This window comes from Pseudomonas sp. PB103, from assembly GCF_009764635.1.
Lineage (GTDB): Bacteria > Pseudomonadota > Gammaproteobacteria > Pseudomonadales > Pseudomonadaceae > Aquipseudomonas.
Genome location: NZ_RWIL01000095.1, coordinates 37015 through 62327, shown reverse-complemented (window position 1 = coordinate 62327; position 25313 = coordinate 37015). Strand labels below are relative to the sequence as shown.

Below are 25313 nucleotides of genomic sequence, written 5' to 3'. Positions count from 1 at the left end.
GCAAAAGATCGCAGCCTACGGCAGCTCCTACATGTGAATGCGTTCCCATGTAGGAGCTGCCGCAGGCTGCGATCTTTTGATCTTCAGCGGTAATCGTCCACCGGGACGCAGGCGCAAAACAGGTTGCGGTCACCGTAAACGTTATCGACCCGATTCACCGCCGGCCAATATTTATGCGCCTTGGTGTGTGCATCCGGGGTGATGCCTTGTTCGATACTGTATGGCCGTTCCCACACGCCGGTGACATCAGCCAAGGTATGCGGCGCCCGATTCAGGGGGTTGTCCTCGGCCGGCCAATTGCCCTTCTGCACCTCGGTGATTTCCGCACGAATGCTCAACATTGCGCCGATAAACCGATCCAGCTCAGCCTTCGACTCGCTCTCGGTCGGCTCGACCATCAAGGTCCCCGGCACCGGGAATGACATGGTCGGCGCATGGAAACCGTAATCCATCAGACGTTTGGCAACGTCCTCTTCGCTGATCCCGGTCTGCGCCTTCAGCGGCCGTAAATCAAGAATGCATTCATGCGCCACCCGCCCGTTGCGCCCGGTGTACAGCACGGGAAACGCGCCGGATAAATGCTGTGCCAGATAATTTGCCGCAAGAATCGCCACTTCACTGGCGTCCGCCAGTTGCGGGCCCATCATGGCGATGTACATCCAACTGATCGGCAGAATGCTCGCGCTGCCCCACGGCGCCGCACTGACCGCGCCGTTCTGCGCCAGCGGCCCGTCGATCGGCACCACCGGGTGATTGGCGACGAACGGCGCCAGATGCGCACGAATGCCGATCGGCCCCATGCCCGGCCCGCCACCGCCATGGGGAATGCAGAAGGTTTTGTGCAAATTCATGTGCGACACGTCGGCGCCAATGTCCGCCGGCCGCGCCAGCCCGACCTGCGCATTGAGGTTGGCGCCGTCCATGTACACCTGACCGCCGTGCCGGTGGATCACTTCGCAGATCTCGCTGATGCCCTCCTCGTACACGCCATGGGTCGACGGATAGGTCGCCATCAGACAGGACAACTTATCCCCAGCCTCCGCCGCTTTCGACTTCAGATCCTCCAGATCAACGTTACCCGCTTCGTCGCATTCGACGATGACCACACGCATCCCGGCCATCTGCGCCGATGCCGGGTTGGTACCGTGAGCTGAGGATGGAATCAGGCAAATATCCCGCGCACCCTGCTGCCGGCTCTCATGATATTTACGAATCGCCAGCAACCCCGCGTATTCACCCTGCGCACCGGAATTGGGCTGCATGCAGATCGCATCGAAACCGGTAATCGCGCAGAGCCAGCGCTCCAGCTCCTCGATCATCAGCGTGTAACCGACGGCTTGCTCGCGCGGCACGAACGGATGCAGGTTGGCGAACTGCGGCCAGGTAATCGGGATCATCTCGCTGGTGGCATTGAGTTTCATGGTGCAGGAGCCCAGCGGGATCATCGACTGATTGAGCGCCAGATCCTTGTTCTCCAGTTGCTTGAGGTAGCGCAGCATCTCGGTTTCGCTGTGATGCGCGTTGAACACCGGATGACACAGATATGGTGTCTGGCGCTGAAGGTTGTCGGGGATGCCTGAGGTCAGTGCCTCGGCGTCAAGATCGTCGACGATCAACCCGTGATCAGCTCCGAGCAATACATCGAACAGTTTGGCGACGGTATTTTCATCGCAGGTCTCGTCGAGACTCAGGCCGACACGCCCACGGCCGAGAATCCTCAGGTTGATCTGCACAGCCTGGGCACTCTCGATGATCGCGGTTTGTGCGCCGCCGACGTCCAGCGTCAACGTGTCGAAAAATTGCGCGTTGAGGCGTTTCAGCCCATGCCGCTCAAGCCCCGCCGCCAGAATGCAGGTCAACCGATGCGTGCGCTAAGCGATGCGCTTCAAGCCTTCCGGGCCGTGATAGACCGCATAGAAACTGGCGATATTGGCCAACAATACCTGCGCGGTGCAGATGTTCGAATTGGCCTTCTCGCGGCGAATATGTTGCTCGCGGGTTTGCAACGCCATGCGCAGCGCCACGTTGCCGCGAGCGTCCTTCGACACACCGATGATCCGCCCGGGAATCGCCCGTTTGTATTCCTCGCGACTGGCAAAAAATGCTGCATGCGGGCCGCCATAACCCATCGGCACACCAAAACGCTGAGACGAGCCGAACACCACATCAGCGCCCAGTTCGCCCGGTGGCGTCAGCAACAACAGGCTCAACAAATCCGTCGCGACGCAGGCCAGCGCCTGTTGCGCATGCAGATGATCGATCAATGGCCGCAGATCGCGAATCTCGCCATGGGTGTCGGGATACTGCAGCAGCGCGCCGAACACCTGGTGCTGCTTCAAGTTATCCACAGCGTCGACGATCACCTCGAAGCCAAACCCTTCGGCGCGGGTCTGCACCACGGAAATGGTTTGCGGGTGACAGTTCTCATCGACGAAAAACAGATTGCTCTTCGACTTCGCCACACGCTTGGCCAAGGCCATGGCTTCCGCCGCTGCCGTAGCTTCATCGAGGAGCGAGGCGTTGGCCAGTTCGAGCCCGGTGAGGTCGATGGTCAGTTGCTGGAAATTCAGCAGTGCTTCGAGCCGGCCCTGGGCGATCTCCGGTTGATACGGCGTGTAGGCGGTGTACCAACCGGGATTTTCCAGCACATTGCGCAGGATAACCGTCGGCGTCAGGGTGCCGTGGTAGCCCATGCCGATCAGGCTGGTCCAGACCTGGTTCTGCTCGGCATAACTGCGCAGTCTGGCCAGCGCCGCTTGTTCATCCAGCGCCGGAGGCAGATCGAGTGCGCGATTGAAGCGAATGCCCGGCGGCACGGTCTGTTCGATCAGTTCGGCGCGACTGCCGAGGCCGAGGCTGTCGAGCATCGCTTGTTGCTCGGCGGCATCGGGGCCGAGGTGGCGGCGCAGGAAGGCATCGGGATCGCGTAACTGGCTCAGGGACGGCAACTGGGACATGACGGGCTCTCTCTTGGCTGGCGCTCGGCGTCAATGCAACACGGTCAAACCAGCATAGCAGTGCCCTTGAAGATCAAAAGATCGCAGCCTGCGGCAGCTCCTACATTGGAAACGCATCTCCCTGTAGGAGCTGCCGCAGGCTGCGATCTTTTGATCCTGAAAAAAAAGCCCCGACAAGTCGGGGCTTTGGGGTGTTGCAGGCAACTTACTCGCCGATGGCAGCCTTGTAAGCAGCAGCATCCAGCAGCTTGTCCAGCTCGGCCTTGTCGCTTGGCTTGAGCTTGAAGATCCAGGCACCGTACGGGTCGGAGTTCAGCAGTTCCGGGGAGCCGCTCAGCTCTTCGTTGATCGCGATGACTTCACCGCTGATCGGCGAATAGATGTCGGAGGCGGCTTTCACCGATTCGACGACGCCAGCCTGATCTTCAGCGGCGAAGACTTTGCCCACTTCGGTCAGCTCGACGAACACCACATCGCCCAGCGCTTCCTGCGCGTGATCGCTGATGCCCACGGTGACGGTGCCGTCAGCTTCCAGACGTGCCCATTCATGACTTTCGGCAAAACGCAGTTCAGCGGGGATATTGCTCATCTTCGGTGTCCTCGGAATTGGGTCAGCGGTCATGCCCGCCAAAAAAGGTTAGATCAAAGTTTTGCCATGGCGTACGAAGGTCGGTTTGACCACCCGTACCGGGTACCACTTGCCACGGATTTCCACTTCGGCGCGGTCGGCAGTGGCCATCGGAACACGCGCCAGGGCAATCGATTTGCTTAGCGTAGGGGAGAAACTACCACTGGTGATCTCTCCTTCGCCAACATCGGCGATACGAACCACTTGATGAGCACGCAAAACACCGCGTTCTTCCAGCACCAGGCCGACCAGTTTATGCGCAACTCCGGCGGTTTTTTCCGCCTCCAGCGCGGCGCGGCCGATGAACTGGCGCGAGGCCGGCTCCCAGGCAATGCTCCAGGCCATGTTCGAGGCCAGCGGGGATACGTCCTGATGAATGTCCTGACCGTAGAGGTTCATCCCGGCTTCAACCCGCAGGGTGTCGCGGGCACCGAGGCCGATCGGGGAAATGCCGGCACCGACCAGGTCGTTGAAGAAACCCGGCGCCTGATTGGCTGGCAGGCAGATTTCCAGGCCATCTTCACCGGTGTAACCGGTGCGGGCGATGAACCAGTCGCCGTCGGTGTAGCCTTCAAAGGGTTTCAGGTGCTGGATCAGCGTGGCGCGTGACTGGGTCACCAGTTCGGCAATCTTCTGCCGGGCCTGCGGGCCCTGAATAGCGAGCATCGCCAGCTCGGAGCGCTCGTGCAGTTGCACGTCGTAATCGCCGAGCTGCGCGTTCATCCAGGCCAGATCCTGATCGCGGGTGGAGGCGTTGAACACCAGACGATACGCATCGTCGAGGCGGTAGACGATCATGTCGTCGACGATGCCGCCGCGCTCGTTGAGCATGGTGCTGTACAACGCACGGCCGGGGCGGTGCAGGCGCTCGACGTCATTGGCCAGCAAATGCTGCAGCCAGGCCTTGGCCTGGGGGCCGGTGACATCGATCACGGTCATGTGGGATACATCGAACACCCCGCAATCGCGGCGCACCTCGTGGTGTTCCTCGACCTGCGAGCCGTAATGCAGTGGCATGTCCCAACCGCCAAAATCGACCATCTTCGCGCCGAGGGCGAGATGCAGGTCATACAGAGGCGTACGCTGTCCCATGGGTTTCTCCTTCCGGGCGTGGCGAAGGTGCGGACCGCCGCTGTATGGGGTGAAAGCCTTGAAATATAAGGCTCTCAGCCGATTCCAGCGAACGGGTCTGTCAGACGAACCGCACCGAATGCCGCGCATTGTAGCCGCATGATTGAGGACTGACGACTAAGTGTTTCGGTGCGCCGAGCGGCGGATCAGACCAATGACCGGCAACAGTCCGACCAGAACCAGGGTCAGCGCCGGCAACGACGCCCGCGCCCATTCGCCTTCGCTGGTCATTTCAAAGATCCGCACCGCCAGCGTGTCCCAGCCAAACGGGCGCATCAGCAGGGTCGCGGGCATTTCCTTGAGCACATCGACGAACACCAGCAACGCCGCACTCAATGTGCCGGGCAACAAAAGTGGCAGATACACTTTGAAAAACAGTCGCGGCCCACTGACACCGAGGCTACGTGCCGCTTCGGGCAAAGACGGCCGTATACGCGCCAGACTGTTTTCCAGCGGGCCGTAAGCGACTGCGATAAAGCGCACCAGATACGCCATCAACAATGCTGCCAGACTGCCAAGCAGCAACGGTTTACCGGCGCCACCGAGCCAGCCGGAAAGCGGAATCACCAGCTCGCGATCCAGGTAACTGAAGGCCAGCATGATCGACACCGCCAGCACCGAACCCGGCAGGGCGTAACCGAGATTGGCCAGACCAACGCCGGAGTTGATCGCCGGCGTCGGCGCCAATCGCCGGGCGAAGGCCAGCAGCAACGCAACGCTGACGGTGATCAACGCGGCCATGCCACCTAGATAGAGGGTGTGCAGGATCAGCCCGGCGTAGCGCTCATCCAGATCGAAACGCCCGCGCTGCCAGAACCAGACGATCAGTTGCAGCATTGGAATCACGAAGGCGCACGCGAAGACCAGACCACACCAGCTCATCGCCGCAAGCGCCTTGAATCCGCGCAAGTGATACAGCGCTTTCACCCGAGGCCGCTCGTTGCTCGCGCGGTTGGCGCCACGCGCACGACGCTCGCCGTACAGCACCAGCATCACCACCAGCAGCAACAGACTCGCCAGTTGCGCTGCGCTCGGCAGGCTGAAGAAGCCGTACCAGGTTTTGTAGATCGCCGTGGTGAAGGTGTCGAAGTTGAACACCGACACGGCGCCGAAATCGGCGAGGGTTTCCATCAGCGCCAGCGCCACGCCGGCACCGATCGCCGGGCGCGCCATCGGCAACGCTACGCGCCAGAAGGCTTGCCACGGCGATTGACCGAGCACCCGCGCGGCTTCCATCAGGCCTTTGCCCTGCGCAAGAAAAGCGGTGCGCGCCAGCAAGTAGACGTAGGGATAGAACACCAGCACCAGTACGATAATCACCCCGCCGGTGGAGCGCACTCGCGGCAGGCGCAGGCCTGTGCCGAAGCATTCGCGCAGCAGGGTTTGCACGGGGCCGGCGAAGTCGAGCAGGCCGACGAAGACGAAGGCCAGCACGTACGCGGGAATGGCGAAGGGCAACATCAGCGCCCAGTCGAGCCAGCGCCGCCCGGGGAATTCGCAGAGGCTGGTGAGCCACGCCAGGCTGACGCCGAGCAGGGTCACGCCGACACCGACGCCGAGTACCAGCGTCAGGGTGTTGCCGAGCAGGCGTGGCATCTGGGTTTGCCACAGGTGCGACCAGATTTGTTGGTCGATGGTCTGCCAGGACAGCAGCAGAACACTCAGGGGCAGCAGCACCAGCGCGGCGATGGTGAAGACGATGGGGTACCAGCGGCGTTGGGCGGGGTGGGCCAAGAGGTTCTCTAATAAATCGTGGGGCGACGCAAGAGTAATGCCGGCCCCATATTGTGGCGAGGGGATTTATCCCCGATCGGATGCGCAGCATCCGTAAAAGCTACGCACGCGGTGAATCAGAAAGCCTTCATCAAGGGCATTGGGGGTGCTTCGCACCCCATCGGGGATAAATCCCCTCGCCACAGAATATAACCCAGGCGTTAGTTCCAGCCCGCCCGATCCATCATCCGGATCGCCTCAGCCTGACGCTTGCCCGCCACTTCCACCGGCAACGTATCAGCAACAAACTTGCCCCACGCCGCCACTTCTTCCGAAGGCGCGACCGCCGGGTTGGCCGGGAACTCTTGGTTCACGTCGGCAAAGATCTTCTGCGCTTCCGGCGTGGTCATCCACTCAACCAAAGCCTTGGCCGCTTCCGGGTGCGGCGCATGTTTGGTCAGGCCGATGCCCGACAGGTTCACATGCACGCCGCGATCCGCCTGATTAGGCCAGAACAGTTTCACCGGCAGCTCCGGCTTCTGCTTGTGCAGGCGACCGTAGTAGTAAGTGTTGACGATGCCGACGTCACACTGGCCGGCATTGATTGCCTCCAGCACTGCAACGTCATCGGAGAACACGTCGGTGGACAGGTTATTCACCCAGCCCTTGAGGATTTCCTCAGTCTTCGCCGCGCCGTGAACTTCGATCATGGTCGCGGTCAGCGACTGGTTGTAGACCTTCTTCGCCGTGCGCAGGCACAGACGCCCTTCCCAGTTCTTGTCGGCCAGTGCTTCATAAGTCGTCAGTTCGCCCGGCTTCACCCGTTCGGTGGAGTAAGCGATGGTGCGTGCGCGCAGGCTCAGGCCCGTCCAGGCGTGAGTGGACGAGCGATATTGCAGGGGAATGTTGGCGTCGATGGTTTTCGAGGTGAACGGCTGGAGGATGCCCATCTGCTCGGCCTGCCAGAGGTTACCGGCATCAACGGTGAGCAGCAGGTCGGCGGTGGCGTTTTCACCTTCGGCCTTGATGCGCTGCATCAGCGGCGCTTCCTTGTCGGTGATGAACTTGATCTTCACCCCGGTCTTGGCGGTGTAGGCATCGAATACCGGTTTGATCAGCTCATCGATGCGCGACGAATAAACCACCACCTCATCAGCGGCCTGGGCCGTGGTGCTACCGATCAGGGTCAGGGCCAGTGCGGTCAGAAGACGCTTGGGTGCCAACATGGGAGTGGTCTCTCGGTCGGGAAATGTGGGCCAAATGATAAGGACTCACATTTACCACCTCAATCGAACTCTTTTTGAAGGAGTTACCAGATGTTGCACAGCGTTATTTTTGTGTTGGGTTTGCCGACGCCGTCGCTCGCAAGCCAGCTCCCACAAGGTTTTCGGTGTGTCCAACATTGATGTTTCACACCGACCACTGTGGGAGCGGGTTTGCCCGCGATGAGGTCAGCAGCAACAACGAAAATCTCAGGGTTTGGCGAGGGCCGGGAGATCACCGGTCAACCCGAGGGCTTCACGCACAAACAACGCTTTCGCCTCGGGCATCTGCTCCACCAGCTTCAACCCGGCATTCCTCAACCAGCGCACCGGCAACGGATCGGCCTGAAACAACCGCTCAAACCCTTCCATCGCCGCCATCAGCGCGAGGTTATGCGGCATGCGCCGACGCTCGTAACGGCTCAGCACTTTCACATCCGCCAAACGCTCCCCGCGCTCTGCCGCCTGCAACAGCACTTGCGCCAGCACCGCCGCATCGAGGAAACCAAGGTTCACACCCTGCCCCGCCAACGGGTGAATGGTGTGCGCCGCGTCACCGATCAGCGCCAGCCCTTCCGCCACATAACGCTTGGCATGGCGCTGACGCAGCGGCACGCACAGTCGCGGATCAGCACTGATGACTTCGCCAAGACGTCCTTCAAAAGCACGCTCCAGCTCGCGGCAGAAACCCGCCTCATCCAGCGCCATCAAACGCTCGGCTTCGCTCGGCGTGGTCGACCAGACGATCGAGCACCAATCCTGCTGCCCGTTACGCTCCAGCGGCAAAAACGCCAGCGGCCCGTGATCGGTAAAGCGCTGCCATGCGGTCGACTGGTGCGGCTGGCTGCTGCGCACGCTGGTGACGATGGCGTGGTGCATGTAATCCCACTCGCGCGTGGCCATCCCGGTGAGACGGCGCACTGCCGAGTTGGCGCCGTCAGCGGCAATCACCAGCGGCGCGCGTAACTGACGACCATCGGCCAGCGTCAGCAACCAGTCATCGCCCGAACGGCGCATCTGCTCCAGCCGTGCGTTGGCGAGCATGCCCAGATCGCAATCGTGCAAACGGTCGAGCAAGGCGTCCTGCACCACACGGTTTTCGACGATATGTCCGAGCACCTCGGCGTGTACGCTGCTCGCCGAGAAATGAATCTGCCCGGTGCCGCTGCCATCCCACACGTGCATGTCGGTGTAAGGGCTGCTGCGCCGTGCGGCGATGCCGTCCCACACGCCGAGGCGTTCGAGGATTCGCTGGCTGGCGGCGGACAACGCGCTCACACGCGGTTCAAACGCCGTGTCGGCATCGAACGGTTTGACGCTCAGCGGGCTGCCGTCGAGCAGCAGCACTTCCAGCCCGCTGTCCTGCAACGCCAACGCCAGGGCGCTGCCGACCATTCCGGCTCCGACAATCAGCAGATCTGCGCGCATGTCCATGCTTTAAGCCTGTCTCGCTTGCGGCTTGAGCCGCACATAAAGGGTTTTACCGACCCGCGCGACAAGGTTGCCGGCGCCGTCATGAATGTCGACCTGCAACTGCGGCAGGTATTTCTCGCCATTGGCGGTCTGCCGGCGGATCTCGCCGAGCAGTGTCTCGTCGATGCTGAACCGGGCAAACACCGGGCCTTTGCCCGGCGCGATGAAATCAATGTCGGCAGCCTTGTCCCAGACGATGTACTTCGAACCGAGGTTCTCCATGAGCATCAGCATGAAGAACGGATCGACCATCGAATACAGGCTGCCGCCGAACTGGGTGCCGACGTAGTTGCGGTTGTACCAGCCGAGACCCATCGACACCTGAACATCGCGGAAGTCATCGCTGATGTGCCGAACCCGAACACCGGCGCCGAGGTACGGCGGGTAGAAGGTCATTACCCAGCGCATCAACCGCGCCTTGCCGAATTTATTCGTCAACCACTTAAGCATCCGGACGCGTCCCCAACCCCATGGCCTGACGCGCAAACCAGCGCTTGGCCGGTGGCAACAGATCGAGGCCAAGCAGGCCGATGTTGCGCCCCAGCGAAACCAGCGGCTGCGTGCTGCCGAACAGGCGCGTGACCTGATCGGAGAAGCCGACGGTGAGGTCCTGATCGAGACGCTGACGCTCGCGATACGCCTGCAAGGTGGCGAAATCGCCCAGCGGTTTATCGCTGGCCAGCAGTGCAGCGGCCAAGGCATCGGCATCGCGCAGCGACAGGTTGAAACCCTGTCCGGCTATCGGGTGCAGGCTGTGCGCGGCGTTGCCGAGCACGGCCAGATGCGAGCGCACTTGTTCCTCAGCCTCGACCAGCGTCAACGGATATAAATGCCGAGCACCGACCTGTTTCAACGTGCCGAGGCGGTAACCGAACACGCCCTGCAATTCGCTGAGGAAATCGCGTTCACTCAAATCGGCCAGACGTTGCGCGTCCATGCCCAGACGCGTCCAGACCAGGGCGCAGCGGTTGTCCGGCAGCGGCAGCAGCGCCATCGGCCCTTCGTCGGTGAAGCGCTCGAAAGCCATGCCGTTATGCGCTTCGCTCGGGGTGATGTTGGCGATCAGCGCGCTCTGGTTGTACGGACGCTTGCGCACGTTGATGCCCAACTGCTCGCGCAGCCCGGAGCGACCGCCATCGGCGAGCACCGCGAGGTCGCATTCCAGCGTGGTTTCATCGTTAAGGGTCAGGCGATAGCCGTCGGGCAGCGGTTCCATGCGCGTGACTTCTGCCGGGCAACGCCAGCTGATCACGTCCTTATCGACGTGCTGCCACAGGCACTGGCCGAGCCAGGCGTTTTCCACCACATAACCGAGTGCCGGCACGCCCTCTTCCATCGCCGACAAACGCGCGGTGGAGAAACGACCACGGTCGGAGACGTGAATCTGTTTGATCGGCTCGGCGCGGCGGGAGATTTCCTGCCACACGCCCAAGCGTTGATAAATCTGCCGCGAGCCGAACGACAGCGCCGACGAACGTGCGTCGTAGCTTGGCTGCCAACTGTCGCCGGGGGCGAACGGCTCGATCAGCACTATCTTCCAGCCGCGCGCCTTGGCCCCGGCCTGCAAGGCCAACGCCAGACTGGCGCCGACCAGACCGCCACCGATGATTGCCAGATTGACTCGACTCATGCCGCGTGTGTCCTTGCTTGCGCCATCAGCGCTTCGATTTCAGCGACGCTTTTCGGTACGCCGGTGGTGAGGATTTCACAGCCAGTCTTGGTCACGACCACGTCGTCCTCGATGCGCACGCCAATGCCGCGCCATTTCTTTGCGACGTTTTGATTGTCCGGGGCAATGTAGATGCCCGGCTCCACGGTCAGCGCCATGCCGACTTCCAGCACGCGCCATTCGCCGCCGACCTTGTACTCGCCGACGTCATGAACATCCATGCCCAGCCAGTGACCGGCGCGGTGCATGTAAAAGGCTTTATAGGCTTCGCTGGCGATTAACTCGTCAACCTCGCCTTGCAGCAATCCGAGTTTCACCAGCCCCGTGGTGATCACCCGAACCGTGGCTTCGTGCGCCTGATTCCAATGCTTGTTCGGAGCGATTTCGGCGAACGCGGCTTCCTGCGAGGCCAGCACCAATTCGTAGATCGCTTTCTGCTCGGGCGAAAACTTGCCGTTGACCGGCCAGGTACGAGTGATGTCGCTGGCGTAGCAATCAATCTCGCAACCGGCGTCGATCAACACCAGATCGCCGTCCTTGAGCAACGCGTCATTCTGCTGGTAATGCAGGATGCAGCTGTTGCGTCCGGCGGCGACGATCGAACCGTAAGCGGGCATTTTCGCCCCGCCCTTGCGGAATTCGTAGTCGAGTTCGGCTTCGAGGCTGTACTCGTAGAGCCCGGCCCGACTGGCCTGCATCGCGCGGATGTGGGCTTGCGCCGAGATCCGTGCGGCTTCGCGCATGACCTTCACTTCTGCCGCCGATTTATACAGGCGCATGTCGTGCAGCAGATGATCCAGGGCAACGAATTCGTTCGGCGGCTGGGCGCCAAGGTGCGCCTTGGAGCGGATGACGTTGATCCAGTCCATCAAGTGACGGTCGAATTCGGGGTTGCTGCCCATCGCCGAATACACCCGGTCGCGGCCTTCGATCAGGCCCGGGAGGATGTCGTCGATGTCGGTGATCGGGAAAGCGTCGTCGGCACCGAAGTCGCGGATCGCGCCTTCCTGCCCTGCGCGCAGGCCGTCCCACAATTCGCGTTCGGCGTTGCGTTCACGGCAGAACAGCACGTACTCGCCGTGCTCGCGGCCGGGCATCAGGACGATGACAGCTTGCGGCTCGGGAAATCCGCTGAGGTACTGGAAGTCGCTGTCCTGACGGTAGACGTGCTCGACGTCGCGGTTGCGAATCGCCACCGCCGCGGCGGGCAGGATCGCGATGCTGTTGGGTTCCATCTGCGCCATCAGGGCCTTGCGGCGACGGCTGTATTCCGCTTTGGGGATATGGGTCATGGGCAGATGGCTTTCCCTGGCACGCGATTAATGCAGCGACGGTTTGGCGGCTGGCGGCACGTCGGTTTTCTTGGTTTCCGAGAACAGCAGCAGCGGCGCGACGCGCAGGTACTCCATGACTTCCATGTAATCGGTTTCGCCGTCTTCGGATTCTTCCAGTGCATCTTGCACCTGGGAAATGGCGGCCAGATCCTGCAGCACTTCGGTGGCTTCAGTGCTGAGCATACTGCTGTCGCGGCAGTTCAGGCCGAAACCGCTGAGGAAGCCCTGGCACCACTCGCCCAGTGCAGCGGCGCGGTCAGCCAGCGGTGCGTCATCGGTCGGCAGCAGCAGGACAACGGTGACGTCGTCGCCGGTCAGCTCGCCTTTGACCATCTCTTGCAGGCCGATCAGGGCGTTGCGGACGTTGTCCTGGATATCGCCTTCGAGCAGTTCGGCGGCGTCGATCAACCAGCCTTCGTTATCGAAGCCGGCACCGGCGCAGCTGCGTCCGAGCAGCACGCCATGCAGTTCGGCAGGCGAGACGTTGTGGCCGCTGGAGGTCAGCAGGGTGGCAAAGGCTTGGTACGGGGAATTCGCAATGGTCATGGGCAGCTAGGCGCCAGACGGCGCTATGTCTAGAATGAAGGCCTTGTATCCTACATCGACAGACTCGCCAAGACTATTAAAGGCTGTCCGCCAGCTATCCCATCAGACAGACTCCGACCCAGTGGACACAATGGAAGACACCGACCTGCAAGCGCTGATGGCCAGACTCGAACTGCTGATTGGCCGAGTCGAGCAACTTAAGAGTCAAAATGCACTCTTACTAGCTCAGGAAAAGACCTGGCGCGAGGAACGCGCTCACCTCATTGAAAAAAACGAAATCGCCCGGCGTAAGGTCGAATCGATGATTTCGCGCCTCAAGGCCCTGGAGCAAGACTCATGAGTTCAAGCAATAGCGTCACCGTGCAGATCCTCGATAAAGAATATTCGATCATCTGCCCGCAGGAAGAACGCAGCAATCTGGTCAGCGCCGCGCGCTACCTCGATGGCAAGATGCGCGAGATCCGCAGCAGCGGCAAAGTCATCGGCGCCGATCGCATCGCCGTGATGGCCGCGCTGAACATCACCCACGACCTCTTGCACAAAGAAGAGCGCCCGGACATCCAGGCCAGCGGTTCGACCCGTGAACAGGTGCGCGACTTGCTCGATCGTGTCGATCTGGTACTCGCCGACGATCAGACCAACACCAAGGGCTGATTCGACTGGCCGCTTGCGGTATACTCGCGGCACTCCCTGGGGTGCTTGCCAGTTGACGATGTCCCTGAGCCGATTCGCACTACCCTGGAAGTTGCACGTTGGGCTGGTGTGCATGTCCGCTAGACGGAAAGCCTTAAAGTCTACTGCATCTTCCACCTTGAACTTTCGGGTTCAAGGGCTAAGTTGACAGCGGTTCATCCGGGGAGCCTGATTCGAATCCGATGTCGGTGAAAACCGCCATCGGATTTTTTATGCGTACGTTTTCGTCCAACCTGCCGAAGCCGAACCATGACCGAACCCGCGCTGCTGCCCCGCCCGCAACTCCGCCGCCTGCTGCGCAAGGCGCGCCGCTCGCTGAGCAAAAGCGAGCAACGCCAGGCCGCCAAAGGCCTCTACCGGCAACTGGCGCAAGACCCGCACTTTCGCCGGGCCAAACATATCTCTCTGTACCTGCCCACCGACGGTGAAATCGACCCGCGCCTGCTGCTGCGTGAAGCGCAGCGTCGGGGCAAGGCCACGTACCTGCCGGTGCTGAGTGCCTGGCCGCGAACCAAGATGGTCTTCCAGCGGATTCGTCCCGGCGAGAAACTCAAACCCAATCGCTTCCGCATTCTCGAACCGCGGGCCAATCTGGCCCGGCAACGCAAAGTCTGGGCGCTGGATCTGGTGTTGTTGCCGTTGGTGGGGTTTGACGATGTCGGCGGGCGACTGGGCATGGGCGGCGGTTTTTACGATCGCAGCCTGGCGTATCTGGCGCGCCGTAAAAGCTGGCGCAAGCCGACGCTGCTGGGGCTGGCCCATGAGTGTCAGAAGGTCGAACGCTTGGCGCAGGCGAGTTGGGATGTGCCGTTACAAGGCACGGTCAGCGACAAGGCGTGGTATTTCGCGGGATAGGACGCCGCGCAGATCAGCGGCGTCGAAAGATCAGTTTCAGCGCTTGAAGGCTGTCGACTGTTGAACCTGTTGCGCAACTTCGATCGGTGCGTCGGCCTTGGTCGTCCACAGGCTCTGCGCGTAACCGGTGGTCACAACGCCCAAGCCAAACAAAATTACCAAAGTCCATAGTAAATCCGGTTTGCGTTTCATCGATTGCCCCCCTCAAGGCACATCATCACGATGACAGCAGCGGTTTCCGTTTGTAGGCCGTGCAGCAGCGTCAAGCTTTAAAGGCCGGCATTTTGCGGCAACGTGAACCGCTGCGCAAACGCTGACGTCAACCGACCGTCGGTTTGTCATAAAATTGCCCGACAACCTGCCCAATGACCGTTTCAGGAGCAAAAACCATGGCCTATTGGCTGATGAAGTCCGAGCCCGACGAACTCTCGATCAAAGGTCTGGAAAAGCTCGGCAAAGCGCGCTGGGACGGCGTTCGTAACTATCAGGCGCGCAACTTCCTGCGGGCGATGGCGGTGGGGGATGAGTTCTTTTTCTACCATTCCAGCTGCCCGGAGCCGGGAATTGCCGGGATTGGCAAAATAATCGAAGCGGCGTACCCGGATCCCACCGCACTGGAGCCGGAAAGTCATTACTTCGATCCGAAGGCTACGCCGGAGAAGAATGCGTGGAGTGCGATTGAAGTTGAGCACGTCGAGACGTTTGCGCGGGTGTTGAAGCTGGACTATCTGAAGCAGCAGACGGCGCTGGCCGAGATGCCGCTGGTGCAGAAGGGCTCGCGGTTGTCGGTGATGCCGGTCACACCAGAGCAATGGGCGGCGGTGCTTGCGCTTAAACCCTGATTCATTTGGCGCCTGCCAAAATGCAATCGCTGGCAAGCCAGCTCCCACAGGGATTTTCAGTGAACACATAATTTGTGACCACCCGAAAAACCTGTGGGAGCTGGCTTGCCAGCGATGGGGCCCGCCCGGACAACGGATGGCTTATTGAATGATCAGGTTGTTGAACAACAGATCCTCAACCACCGGCTTGCCGGTTTCGTCATTCATCACTTGCTGCGTCTGCTTCAACGCTTCCTGACGCAGTTTTTCTTTGCCCTCGATGCTGCTCATCGCCTCGGTCGACTGCTGGGTAAACAACGCCACCAGTTGATTACGGATCAGCGGCTCGTTGGCCTTGACCAGCTTGGTCGCTTCTTCGCCCGTCACACGCAACGCCACGTCAGCCTTGTAGACCTTGAGCTTCGGCGTGCCGTCCAGCCCGTAGTTGCCCACAAACGGCGGGCTCAGGGTGATGTAGTTGACCTTCGGCGCCTCGCCTTCTTTGGCCTCTTCGGCCAGCGCTGCCACAGGCAGAGACAGGGCCAGCAACAACATGATCCACGCTTTCACAATTCGCTCCTTATCCGGTTTGCGGCCTAGCATAACGACCCGCCGCGCAAGCACAAGCTTATGGCTGACTATCAGGGTCGGGCATGCTCGTTGACCCGTTGACTGACACACCTACACTTATCGGCCATCACTCCCAAAGGAATAGCCCTGATGAAAGCCGTGCTGTGCAAAGCCTTCGGCCCTGCCGAATCGCTGGTGCTGGAAGAGGTCGCCAGCCCCGCCCCGAAGAAGAACGAAATCCTGCTGGACGTGCACGCCGCCGGGGTCAACTTCCCGGATACGCTGATCATCGAGGGCAAATACCAATTCAAGCCGCCCTTCCCGTTTTCGCCGGGTGGCGAAGCGGCAGGCGTGGTTCGCGAAGTAGGCGAAAAGGTCAGCCACCTCAAGGTCGGCGACCGCGTCATGGCTCTGACCGGCTGGGGCAGTTTCGCTGAACAGGTCGCGGTGCCGGGCTATAACGTCCTGCCGATTCCGCCGTCGATGGACTTCAACATTGCCGCCGCATTCAGCATGACCTACGGCACTTCGATGCACGCGCTCAAGCAACGCGCCAACCTGCAACCGGGCGAAACCCTGCTGGTGCTCGGCGCGTCCGGCGGTGTCGGCCTGGCTGCCGTGGAGATCGGCAAAGCCATGGGCGCCCGCGTCATCGCCGCCGCCAGCAACGCCGAGAAACTCGCAGTGGCCAAGGCTGCCGGCGCTGACGAACTGATCAACTACAGCGAAGCCAGCCTCAAGGATGAAATCAAACGCCTTACCGACGGCCAGGGCGCCGACGTGATTTACGATCCAGTCGGCGGCGATCTGTTCGATCAAGCCGTCCGCGCCATCGCCTGGAACGGCCGCCTGCTGGTGGTCGGCTTCGCCAGCGGGCGCATCCCCGAGCTGCCGGTCAATCTCGCGTTACTCAAAGGTGCGGCGGTGCTTGGCGTGTTCTGGGGTTCTTTCGCCCAACGCCAGCCGCAGGACAACGCGGCGAACTTTCAACAATTGTTCGGCTGGTTCGCCGAGGGCAAGTTGAAACCGCTGGTGTCGCAGGTGTATCCGCTGAGTAATGCGGCGCAGGCGATTAATGATCTTGGGCAGCGCAAGGCTGTGGGCAAGGTTGTGGTTCAGGTGCGCTGAAGCCGATGGAGCCGGATCGCAACAATGCTGATCCGGCTCCATCTTCCTGAGCTAAAGCAGCCGGATGATTTCTTCCGGTAGATAGCCCGCATATTTATGCGTCGGGTTTTTCTGGCAAGCGCCAATGATCTCCGTGGCTCGCTGATTGAGCAGGGAAATCAAGTCCAGGCGCTGCTCCGTGGACAGTTGCTTCTGATAAAACGTGTTATTGAGATAACCGCGAACGTAATGAAAAGGAGCCAAATCGACTCCCTCGTACTCTGGGTAACTGGCGAGGTTAGCGTTGACCTCTGCACAGCTCAATTCTTTGAGCCATTGATTGATATCGTCCGGCGCATCGAACCTGAAATCCATCGGAATTATGATTTCCAGCTCTGCAGGCTTATCTGTTTCGATCGTCCACGATTTGAACTGCCAATGGCTGAGTGCATCAGCCGCCGCTGCGGCAAAATCGGGATGATCGCTTTTCAGAATCCGGATGTTGCTGACCGAACCGTCCGCTTTGACAAGGAAACTGGCCCTTACGTCGCCAATCATTCCAGCCCTCAGTAGCGCTTTGGGATAAATCGCCTTGGGGTTTTTAACGGGTATCAAAAACACTTCGTCGGCCTGCGCAACACTGAAGGCCACCATCAGAAACAAAGCCAAAAACCACCGCATGATTTCACCCCTTGAGTACGCCAAAGCCTATCCCGGCAAGAGCTCAAAGGTTACGGAGCAATAACTTTTTACTGAATGGCGCACCTTCTCCATTGGACGCAGGACATTTCCTAAAACTTCGCCCCACAAACGCCCCCACCCATGCGGTTAGAAGCCAAAGTAACTTTTCTGACGGACTATTCGCTTCCCACTCCCTCAGCAACGTCGCCCGGCATCAGATGCTCCTGCACTTTCTCGCTACGCGATTCAACCAACTGCCCCTTGTCGTCGAAGCGCAAAACAATCAGCCAGTCATAAACATCCACCGGCCATTTCGGCTGGCCGATGAGTGCCGGGCCATTGCCGCCGAATGCGGCGATGAGTTTGTTGATGTGGCCGTGGTGCCAGGCGATCAGTACGGTTTTCGCCTGATTGCTGTAGCGTAACTGGCTGACCAGTTTTTCAACGTCGTTGTTGGCGAAGGGTTGTTCGATCGGCAGTTGCAGGCGCTGGGACAGTGGAATCAGCGTTTGCCGGGGACGGATGCTTTGCGCGCTGTCAGCGGTGGCGATCAGGCGTTGCGGGGTGAGTGTTTCGTCACCCAGTTTCAGCGGGGTGAAATAGTCAGCGTACGCGGCGGCGCGTTGCTGGCCCTGGGCGTTGAGCTCTCGGCCCACGTCCGGTTTTTCCGCATGGCGGACGATCAGTACGGTGGTGTTGCGCAGTCCCGATGCGCCAGCTCCGTGGGCGAAACTCAGCACCAGCACCGAAACGGTGACGACGGCCACCATCAGCAACTTCGGCAATAACCTGCGCACATTCGGAGCCATGGTTCATCTCTGCGATCAGTTAATTCACTGAGCGCGAGTCTAAGACACAACCCTCTGACGGCGACAAAAACGCCCCGTTCTTACAGCTGAGCGACAGGTTCGTAAAAGAACACGCGACTTCCAACATTTTCCGTTGTTTTGCCGATGCGAACCGGTGCTATTTTCGGTAACGAAACTGTAACATTCGCATCCGCAGTCAAAACAAGAAATTTGGAGCTCTTGAATGTTTGCTTTCTTTCGACCTGCCGTACATCAGGCTCCATTGCCTGAAGAAAAAATAGACAGCACCTACCGACGCCTGCGCTGGCAGATCTTCGCCGGTATCTTCTTTGGTTACGCCGGTTATTACCTGCTGCGCAAAAACTTCTCGCTGGCCATGCCGTACTTGATCGACGAAGGCTACAGCCGCGGCGATCTGGGCTTGGCCATGTCGGCGATTGCCATCGCGTATGGTTTGTCGAAGTTCCTCATGGGTCTGGTGTCCGACCGCTCAAACCCGCGTTACTTCCTGCCATTCGGCCTGCTGGTGTCGGCCGGGGTGATGTTCATTTTCGGTTTCGCGCCTTGGGCAACGTCCAGCGTGACCATGATGTTCATCCTGTTGTTCATCAACGGCTGGGCTCAGGGCATGGGCTGGCCGCCAAGTGGCCGGACCATGGTGCACTGGTGGTCGCAGAAGGAACGCGGCGGCGTGGTGTCGGTGTGGAACGTGGCGCATAACGTCGGCGGCGGCCTGATCGGCCCGCTGTTCCTGCTCGGCATGGGCCTGTTCAACGACTGGCACGCGGCGTTTTACGTACCGGCAGCCGTAGCGCTGGGCGTGGCAGTGTTCGCGTTCATCACCATGCGCGACACCCCGCAATCGGTTGGCCTGCCGCCGATCGAGAAGTACAAGAACGATTACCCGGAAGGCTACGATGCCAGCCACGAAGACGAATTCAGTGCGAAAGAGATCTTCGTCAAATACGTGCTGCGCAACAAAATGCTTTGGTACATCGCCATGGCCAACGTCTTCGTCTACCTGCTGCGCTACGGCGTGCTGGACTGGGCGCCGACGTACCTGAAGGAAGCCAAAGGCTTCACCGTCGATAAAACCTCGTGGGCGTACTTCTTCTACGAGTGGGCGGGTATTCCGGGCACGCTGCTGTGCGGCTGGATGTCGGACAAGATCTTCCGGGGCAACCGTGGCCTGACCGGCATGGTGTTCATGGCACTGGTGACTGTCGCGACGCTGGTTTACTGGCTGAACCCGGCCGGCAACCCGACCGTCGACATGATCGCGCTGTTCTCGATCGGCTTCCTGATCTACGGCCCGGTGATGCTGATCGGTCTGCAGGCACTGGAGCTGGCACCGAAGAAAGCCGCCGGCACCGCTGCGGGCTTCACGGGCTTGTTCGGTTATCTCGGTGGTTCAGTCGCGGCGAGTGCGGCGATGGGCTACACCGTTGACCATTTCGGCTGGGACGGTGGTTTTGTCCTGCTGGTAGGCGCTTGCCTGCTGTCGATGGCCTTCCTGGCCCCGACGTTGTGGCACAAACAAGTCGCCAGTCAGAGCCGTGAAGCGGTCGCTTGATCGGCCTGTGACTGACAGCGCTTGAGCCGCGCCTCCAGATTGCGGTCTGGCATGGCGTGGCTGCGCAGGGCGTGTGCGGTCTGCTCGACATAATCGCGAGTGGTACCGTAACGCCCGCTGGCGCTTTCGAACACCTGGCTCAGCACGTGATCCGGCAGGTTGCCGGCATAGCTGGGCAGGTGTCGCTCCAATACAAATCCCAAGGCCTGCACCTGGCTACCGTCGGCAAGACGGCAGTTGAGCCAGTGTGGCCGATAGGATGGCACCGGCATCTCGCGTTTCCACAGTGCGTACAGCGCCGCATCAAGATTGTCTTCCGGCAAGCGATAGGCGAAGCCGCTGCACGAACCGCCACGATCCAGACCAAACACCAGACCGGGCATTTCCGGGGTACCGCGGTGCTCGTGCGACCACAGGTACAAGCCGCGATGGTAGCCATGCACGCGTCCGCGCACCCTTTCCACCGCCGAACATTCCGGCCGCCAGATCAGCGAACCGTAGGCGAACAGCCATACCGGCCCGCCCTTGTGGCGCGCCATGGTCGATTGCATGGAAGCGAGAAGTTGTTCGTGCGTGAGCTGCGGCCCAAGATCGAGCCGCGGAGGGTAATTCAGATTCAGAAAAGCGTTTTCAATGGCGCTCATGGCGAATAGCGTTCAGCTCCCCGCGGGTAAAGAATTACTTAATAGAACGCACCGCTGTAACAATAAGGCACATATGTTTTAAGGCAATTTGAGTGCCATGGCACAGTTCTTAATTGATTGCCTGATTGATATATAACCTAGCGGTATTTATGCAATTACATAAATACCGATCGGCTATATAGAGAGTTATAACGGCTTAGGAACGTGGCTCAAGAGCGCGGCTCAAGAGCGCGGCGCGTAGGCAAACACGTCGGCACGCATTTGATGGGCGTCCATCCCGGCTTCGACCAAGGCGTCGAGGGTGCCGTAGACCATGGCCGGTGAGCCGCTGGCGTAGACGTGCAGCGGTTTCAGATCGGGGAAGTCTTCGCAGACTGCTTCGTGCAGCATGCCGCAACGCCCTTCCCAACCGCATTGATCGCTGACGACTTTGTGCAGGAACAGGTTGGGTAACTTCAGCCATTCGTCCCAATGTTCGATTTCATAAAAATCTTCTGGACGACGCACGCCCCAGTACAGATGCACCGGGTGTTTGAAGCCGTTGGCGCGGCAGTGCTCGATCAGCGCGTGAATCTGGCCCATGCCGGTGCCAGCAGCGACCAGCACCAGCGGCCCGTCGGGCAGTTCCGCCAGGTGCGTGTCGCCGAACGGCAACTGGACGCGCACCATCGGGTTGCGTTGCAGTTGTTCGATCAGGCTCAGTGCACTGGCTTCGCGCGCCAGCACATGGATTTCCAGATCACGCCCGCCATGCGGCGCCGAGGCCATGGAGAACGCCGATTTCTCGCCGTTCTCGCGCTCGATCATCAGGTACTGCCCGGCGTGATAACGCGGCGGTTTGCCTGCCGGCGCACGCAGACGCACGCGCCAGGTGTCGCCGCCGACGTCCCGGCATTCGATGACCTGACACGACAGGCTGCGCACCGGCAGTTCTCCCAAAGCAAGCACGCCATCCCACAGCAAAATACAGTCTTCCAGCGGCTCGGCTATGCAAGTGTAGAACTCGCCATGATCGTGCACCTTGCCATCCTGCGCGACGCGCCCTTCCACCAGCAGCGCCGCACACACGTGACAATTGCCGTTGCGGCAGCTTTGCGGGCATTCGTAGCCCAAGCGCCGCGCACCATCGAGAATTCGCTCACCGGGCCGTATCTCAAGCACCGCTCCGGAGGGCTGCAGGGTTACACGCATCAATCTATTCCTAATTGATTCCAGATGGCATCGATCCGTTGGGTAACGGCGTCGTCCTTGACAATCACACGGCCCCACTCGCGAGTGGTTTCGCCCGGCCACTTATGGGTGGCATCGAGGCCCATCTTCGACCCCAGGCCAGAGATCGGCGAGGCGAAATCGAGATAGTCGATCGGCGTGTTATCGATCATCACCGTATCGCGCTTGGGGTCCATGCGCGTGGTGATCGCCCAGATCACATCATTCCAGTCCCGGGCATTGATATCGTCGTCAGTGACGATAACGAATTTGGTGTACATGAACTGTCGCAAAAACGACCAGACACCGAGCATCACGCGCTTGGCGTGCCCCGGGTACGACTTCTTCATGGTCACGATGGCCATGCGGTACGAGCAGCCTTCCGGCGGCAGGTAGAAGTCGGTGATCTCCGGAAACTGCTTCTGCAGAATCGGCACGAACACTTCGTTCAGCGCCACACCGAGGATCGCCGGCTCATCCGGCGGCCGGCCGGTGTAGGTGCTGTGGTAGATCGGTTTGATCCGGTGGGTGATGCGCTCGACGGTGAACACCGGGAAGCTGTCGACTTCGTTGTAGTAACCGGTGTGGTCGCCGTACGGGCCTTCATCGGCCATCTCGCCCGGATGAATCACGCCTTCAAGGATGATTTCGGCGGTGGCCGGCACTTGCAGGTCGTTGCCACGGCACTTGACCAGTTCGGTGCGATTACCGCGCAGCAATCCAGCGAAAGCGTACTCGGAGAGGCTGTCCGGCACTGGTGTCACGGCGCCGAGAATAGTTGCGGGATCCGCGCCGAGGGCCACGGACACCGGGAACGGCTGGCCCGGATGCTTCTCGCACCACTCGCGGAAGTCGAGCGCACCGCCACGGTGACTGAGCCAGCGCATGATCACCTTGTTGCGGCCGATCACTTGCTGACGATAGATACCGAGGTTCTGGCGTTCCTTGTTCGGGCCTTTGGTGACGGTCAGACCCCAAGTGATCAGCGGGCCGACATCGCCGGGCCAGCAGGTCTGCACGGGCAGCATCGCCAGGTCGACATCGTCGCCTTCGATGACCACTTCCTGGCACACCGCGTCTTTGACGACTTTCGGCGCCATCGAGATGATCTTGCGGAAGATCGGCAGCTTCGACCACGCGTCTTTCAAGCCCTTCGGCGGCTCCGGCTCCTTGAGGAACGCCAGCAGCTTGCCGATTTCGCGCAGCTCGCTGACCGACTCGGCGCCCATGCCCATGGCCACCCGCTCGGGCGTGCCGAACAGGTTGCCGAGCACCGGAATGTCGTAGCCGGTGGGCTTTTCGAACAGCAGCGCCGGGCCCTTGGCCCGCAGCGTGCGGTCACACACCTCAGTCATCTCCAGCACCGGCGAGACGGGAATCTGGATGCGTTTCAACTCTCCGCGCTGCTCAAGCTGCTGCACGAAATCCCGAAGATCCTTGAATTTCATTGACGATGGCACCCTCAAAATAGGCGTACATCCTACCTGCTATGCAGCCCTGTGGCAGCCTGTCGCTGCTTACTTGGCTGCATTCGTCTGGGCCTTGCCGAGGTTTCCCCGGCGCTGCAGGTTAATGAACAACGGTTCCATGATCGGTGCCACCAGACGCGCGCCGACTTCCGAGAGGTGATTGTCATCGGTGTACAGCGAGTAGCCGTCGAGTTCGGCGTGACACAAACCGCGCTCATCGCACAGCCGTGGTGCCGGATCGACCACACGCACTGCCGGGTCTTTGGCCAGCTCGGCGAACAACTGGCTGATAAACACCTGACGCTCGTGATGTACGGCAACTTGCTGACCAACGCCCTCGACCGAACGATCGAGCATCGCCAGTCGCGTCAGGCGATACGGTGGGCTGAAGGCCTGCAGCGGCGCCTCCTTGACCAGCCAGACCCGATGGCCGCTGGCACGCAGTTGCGCAACGCGCGTGCGCAGGCCAGCGGCCAGACGTTGCTCGGCAGCGGCGCGATCGTAACGACCGTCAGGGGTTCTCAGCACGTGGCCCAAGTCGCCATTGGCATCGCCGTAGAGATACAGGCTCCAGCGCGCGACCAGCACCACATCGCTGACGGTTTTCTCTTTCAGGGCCTGCTCGATCCGGCGGTTGAAATGCGCACATACCGGGCCATGTTCCAGGCCCTCCACCGGAATGCAGCCAGGGGAACTGGCCAGAATCACGCTGACGTCATGGGCTTTCGCGCCGTCATCGAACACCGGAATCAGCGCCGTGGCATGACTGTCGCCCCAGACCATCGCTTGCGCCGGCACGTCGGCCACGCCGTAATGACAGAACAGTTTGTCATCAGGCCTCTTGTCGTCCGCCAGGCACGCCATCAGCTCCGGCCGCCAATCGTGGCCACGGGCATATTGCAGCGCCTGATCGGACAGACGCCACGGCAAGCCATCGGTCCAGCGCAGGGTTTGCCCGGCCAGCGCCAGCACCAGCACGCCCAAGGCGCCAGCGATCAGAATTGGCCGACGACCGGCGAGCAGACGGCGCTCGCGGAACGGCGTTTCGATGAATTTCCACGACAGATAACCCAGCACCAGCGTCAGCAGAATTAATCCGGCGTTATCGAGCGCGCTGATTTCCTCGACGCTGGCATATCTGGAAAACACGAACACCGGCCAATGCCACAGGTACCAGGAATAAGAGATCAGGCCGAAACCGACCATCACCTTACTGCTCAATAATTGACCAACAACAGTCTCGCGATGACCGTTGGCGAAAATCAGCAGCACCACACCGAGCACCGGCAGCAGCGCCGCCGCACCGGGGAATGGTGTGGCTTTGCTGTAGCCGAACACCGCCAGCAGGATCAGGCCCATGCCGAGCAGGCTCAACAGTTGCGCCGCCATCGGCTTCAAGCGCCAGGCATGCTTCGGCGCGACCGCCAGCATCGCCCCGGCGAGCAGTTCCCAGGCGCGCATTGGCAGCAGAAAGAAGGCTTTTTCCGGGTGGTGACTGACCGCCCACACGCTCAGACCGAAGGACACCAGCAGAATCGTGAACAGCGCCAGCCGCCAGTGCTTGAGGCGACTGGACAGCACCGCCAGCAACAGCGGGAAGAGGATGTAAAACTGCTCTTCAACCGCCAGCGACCAGGTGTGCAACATCGGTTTGAGGTCAGATGCGACGTCGAAATAGCCGTCCTGGCGCATGAACAGAATGTTCGAGACGAACAGCACCTGATAACGCACCGAGCGCCCCAGCTCTTCGTAATCCTTGGGTGCCAGCAGGAACCAGCCCACCGCCAGCACCGCAATGATCATCGCGAACAGCGCCGGCAGAATCCGCCGCGCACGGCGTGCCCAGAACTCGACGAAGCTGAAACGCCCGGCTTGCCGCTGGTTCCAGATGATCGAAGTGATCAGGTAGCCGGAGATGACGAAGAACACGTCGACCCCGACAAATCCGCCGGTAAACCCCGGGACGCCAAAATGGAACAGCACCACGGCGATGACCGCGACTGCCCGCAAGCCGTCGATATCCCTTCGATAAGCGAGTGTGCTCATAAAATCTTTAATGCCAATCAGTTGGTTATTATTTGTACAGCCTGATTCTCTTGTGCGGAAACGGTCACGTACGTTGCGGCTCATTCTTGCAAGGGACAGACCTTAGCAGATCGCCAACGTCCC

The 25313-nt window shown here is 60.5% G+C and carries 23 protein-coding genes, 1 other RNA gene and 1 pseudogene; 7 read left to right on the top strand and 18 right to left on the bottom strand.

Translation table 11 applies throughout. The features are described from left to right. Window positions 1-83 precede the first annotated feature (83 nt). The 10 genes and pseudogenes from gcvP to EJA70_RS16865 all read right to left on the bottom strand — a co-directional run bounded on the left by gcvP (window position 84) and on the right by EJA70_RS16865 (window position 12713). Window positions 84-2957, bottom strand: a pseudogene (gene gcvP, locus EJA70_RS16910) (aminomethyl-transferring glycine dehydrogenase). Window positions 2958-3162: 205 nt separating this feature from the next. After that, window positions 3163-3546 (bottom strand): glycine cleavage system protein GcvH, encoded by a 384-nt coding sequence (gcvH, locus tag EJA70_RS16905; protein WP_008081459.1) that lies wholly within the window; start codon window positions 3544-3546, stop codon window positions 3163-3165. Between the two features lie 48 nt (window positions 3547-3594). Further along, window positions 3595-4677, bottom strand: a complete 1083-nt coding sequence (gcvT, locus tag EJA70_RS16900) for a glycine cleavage system aminomethyltransferase GcvT (protein WP_008081457.1) — start codon at window positions 4675-4677, stop codon at window positions 3595-3597. A gap of 156 nt (window positions 4678-4833) precedes the next feature. Further along, on the bottom strand, window positions 4834-6450 hold the full coding sequence (locus tag EJA70_RS16895) for an iron ABC transporter permease (protein WP_158832162.1): 1617 nt from the start codon (window positions 6448-6450) through the stop codon (window positions 4834-4836). A gap of 200 nt (window positions 6451-6650) precedes the next feature. Continuing rightward, window positions 6651-7655, bottom strand: coding sequence for an extracellular solute-binding protein (locus EJA70_RS16890; protein WP_158832160.1), 1005 nt, complete (start codon window positions 7653-7655; stop codon window positions 6651-6653). A gap of 246 nt (window positions 7656-7901) precedes the next feature. Then, window positions 7902-9119 carry a 2-octaprenyl-3-methyl-6-methoxy-1,4-benzoquinol hydroxylase gene (locus EJA70_RS16885; RefSeq protein WP_178116880.1) on the bottom strand — a complete coding sequence of 406 codons (1218 nt, stop codon included), beginning with the start codon at window positions 9117-9119 and terminating at the stop codon, window positions 7902-7904. Between the two features lie 9 nt (window positions 9120-9128). Then, window positions 9129-9614, bottom strand: a complete 486-nt coding sequence (locus EJA70_RS16880; protein WP_158832156.1) for a DUF4442 domain-containing protein — start codon at window positions 9612-9614, stop codon at window positions 9129-9131. Then, the gene (ubiH, locus tag EJA70_RS16875; RefSeq protein ID WP_158832154.1) at window positions 9607-10794 is read right to left on the bottom strand and encodes a 2-octaprenyl-6-methoxyphenyl hydroxylase; all 1188 of its coding nucleotides are present in this window, start codon (window positions 10792-10794) and stop codon (window positions 9607-9609) included. Before ubiH ends, EJA70_RS16880 begins: the two co-directional genes overlap by 8 nt. Further along, entirely contained in the window at window positions 10791-12125 is a 1335-nt protein-coding gene (gene pepP / locus EJA70_RS16870) for a Xaa-Pro aminopeptidase (RefSeq protein ID WP_158832152.1), read from the bottom strand. The genes ubiH and pepP overlap by 4 nt, the downstream gene beginning before the upstream one ends. Window positions 12126-12152: 27 nt before the next feature. Further along, on the bottom strand, window positions 12153-12713 hold the full coding sequence (locus EJA70_RS16865; RefSeq protein WP_016985920.1) for a YecA family protein: 561 nt from the start codon (window positions 12711-12713) through the stop codon (window positions 12153-12155). A gap of 130 nt (window positions 12714-12843) precedes the next feature. On the opposite strand from EJA70_RS16865, the gene EJA70_RS16860 reads away from it, so the two are divergent. The 4 genes from EJA70_RS16860 to EJA70_RS16845 all read left to right on the top strand — a co-directional run bounded on the left by EJA70_RS16860 (window position 12844) and on the right by EJA70_RS16845 (window position 14261). Then, a complete protein-coding gene (locus tag EJA70_RS16860; RefSeq protein ID WP_007911197.1) occupies window positions 12844-13053 on the top strand; it encodes a TIGR02449 family protein in 210 nt (69 codons plus the stop codon). Next, window positions 13050-13367: a cell division protein ZapA gene (locus EJA70_RS16855; protein ID WP_008081434.1), complete on the top strand. Its 318-nt coding sequence runs from the start codon at window positions 13050-13052 to the stop codon at window positions 13365-13367. The genes EJA70_RS16860 and EJA70_RS16855 overlap by 4 nt, the downstream gene beginning before the upstream one ends. A gap of 30 nt (window positions 13368-13397) precedes the next feature. Then, window positions 13398-13576: non-coding RNA, 6S RNA (gene ssrS, locus EJA70_RS16850), on the top strand. 79 nt (window positions 13577-13655) lie between these two features. Further along, window positions 13656-14261 (top strand): 5-formyltetrahydrofolate cyclo-ligase, encoded by a 606-nt coding sequence (locus EJA70_RS16845; protein ID WP_123454492.1) that lies wholly within the window; start codon window positions 13656-13658, stop codon window positions 14259-14261. Window positions 14262-14297: 36 nt separating this feature from the next. Here the strand turns inward: EJA70_RS16845 and EJA70_RS16840 are convergent, their stop codons facing one another. After that, window positions 14298-14453 carry a hypothetical protein gene (locus tag EJA70_RS16840; protein WP_008081430.1) on the bottom strand — a complete coding sequence of 52 codons (156 nt, stop codon included), beginning with the start codon at window positions 14451-14453 and terminating at the stop codon, window positions 14298-14300. Between the two features lie 197 nt (window positions 14454-14650). Between EJA70_RS16840 and EJA70_RS16835 the strand changes: the two genes are divergently transcribed. Continuing rightward, window positions 14651-15103, top strand: a complete 453-nt coding sequence (locus EJA70_RS16835) for an EVE domain-containing protein (RefSeq protein ID WP_158832150.1) — start codon at window positions 14651-14653, stop codon at window positions 15101-15103. A 141-nt stretch (window positions 15104-15244) separates the two neighbouring features. Here the strand turns inward: EJA70_RS16835 and EJA70_RS16830 are convergent, their stop codons facing one another. After that, window positions 15245-15652, bottom strand: coding sequence for a flagellar basal body-associated protein FliL (locus EJA70_RS16830; RefSeq protein WP_045123128.1), 408 nt, complete (start codon window positions 15650-15652; stop codon window positions 15245-15247). 150 nt (window positions 15653-15802) lie between these two features. On the opposite strand from EJA70_RS16830, the gene EJA70_RS16825 reads away from it, so the two are divergent. Then, on the top strand, window positions 15803-16780 hold the full coding sequence (locus EJA70_RS16825; protein ID WP_158832147.1) for an NADPH:quinone oxidoreductase family protein: 978 nt from the start codon (window positions 15803-15805) through the stop codon (window positions 16778-16780). Window positions 16781-16831: 51 nt separating this feature from the next. Here the strand turns inward: EJA70_RS16825 and EJA70_RS16820 are convergent, their stop codons facing one another. Together EJA70_RS16820 and EJA70_RS16815 are read right to left on the bottom strand one after the other, a co-directional pair. Beyond that, the gene (locus EJA70_RS16820; protein ID WP_158832145.1) at window positions 16832-17440 is read right to left on the bottom strand and encodes a TonB family protein; all 609 of its coding nucleotides are present in this window, start codon (window positions 17438-17440) and stop codon (window positions 16832-16834) included. 176 nt (window positions 17441-17616) lie between these two features. Further along, window positions 17617-18249 (bottom strand): flagellar basal body-associated protein FliL, encoded by a 633-nt coding sequence (locus EJA70_RS16815; RefSeq protein ID WP_158832143.1) that lies wholly within the window; start codon window positions 18247-18249, stop codon window positions 17617-17619. Window positions 18250-18472: 223 nt separating this feature from the next. Between EJA70_RS16815 and glpT the strand changes: the two genes are divergently transcribed. Then, entirely contained in the window at window positions 18473-19822 is a 1350-nt protein-coding gene (gene glpT, locus EJA70_RS16810) for a glycerol-3-phosphate transporter (RefSeq protein WP_008081416.1), read from the top strand. Here glpT and EJA70_RS16805 read toward each other — a convergent pair. The 4 genes from EJA70_RS16805 to EJA70_RS16790 all read right to left on the bottom strand — a co-directional run bounded on the left by EJA70_RS16805 (window position 19798) and on the right by EJA70_RS16790 (window position 25190). Further along, entirely contained in the window at window positions 19798-20466 is a 669-nt protein-coding gene (locus tag EJA70_RS16805; RefSeq protein WP_008081415.1) for a gamma-glutamylcyclotransferase, read from the bottom strand. The two genes, glpT and EJA70_RS16805, sit on opposite strands and share 25 nt — an antisense overlap. A 222-nt stretch (window positions 20467-20688) precedes the next feature. Continuing rightward, window positions 20689-21657, bottom strand: coding sequence for a CDP-6-deoxy-delta-3,4-glucoseen reductase (locus EJA70_RS16800; protein ID WP_158832141.1), 969 nt, complete (start codon window positions 21655-21657; stop codon window positions 20689-20691). Further along, window positions 21657-23123, bottom strand: coding sequence for a 4-hydroxy-3-polyprenylbenzoate decarboxylase (ubiD, locus tag EJA70_RS16795; protein WP_008081413.1), 1467 nt, complete (start codon window positions 23121-23123; stop codon window positions 21657-21659). The genes EJA70_RS16800 and ubiD overlap by 1 nt, the downstream gene beginning before the upstream one ends. Before the next feature lie 69 nt (window positions 23124-23192). After that, on the bottom strand, window positions 23193-25190 hold the full coding sequence (locus tag EJA70_RS16790; RefSeq protein ID WP_158832139.1) for an acyltransferase family protein: 1998 nt from the start codon (window positions 25188-25190) through the stop codon (window positions 23193-23195). Between the last annotated feature and the right edge of the window lie 123 nt (window positions 25191-25313).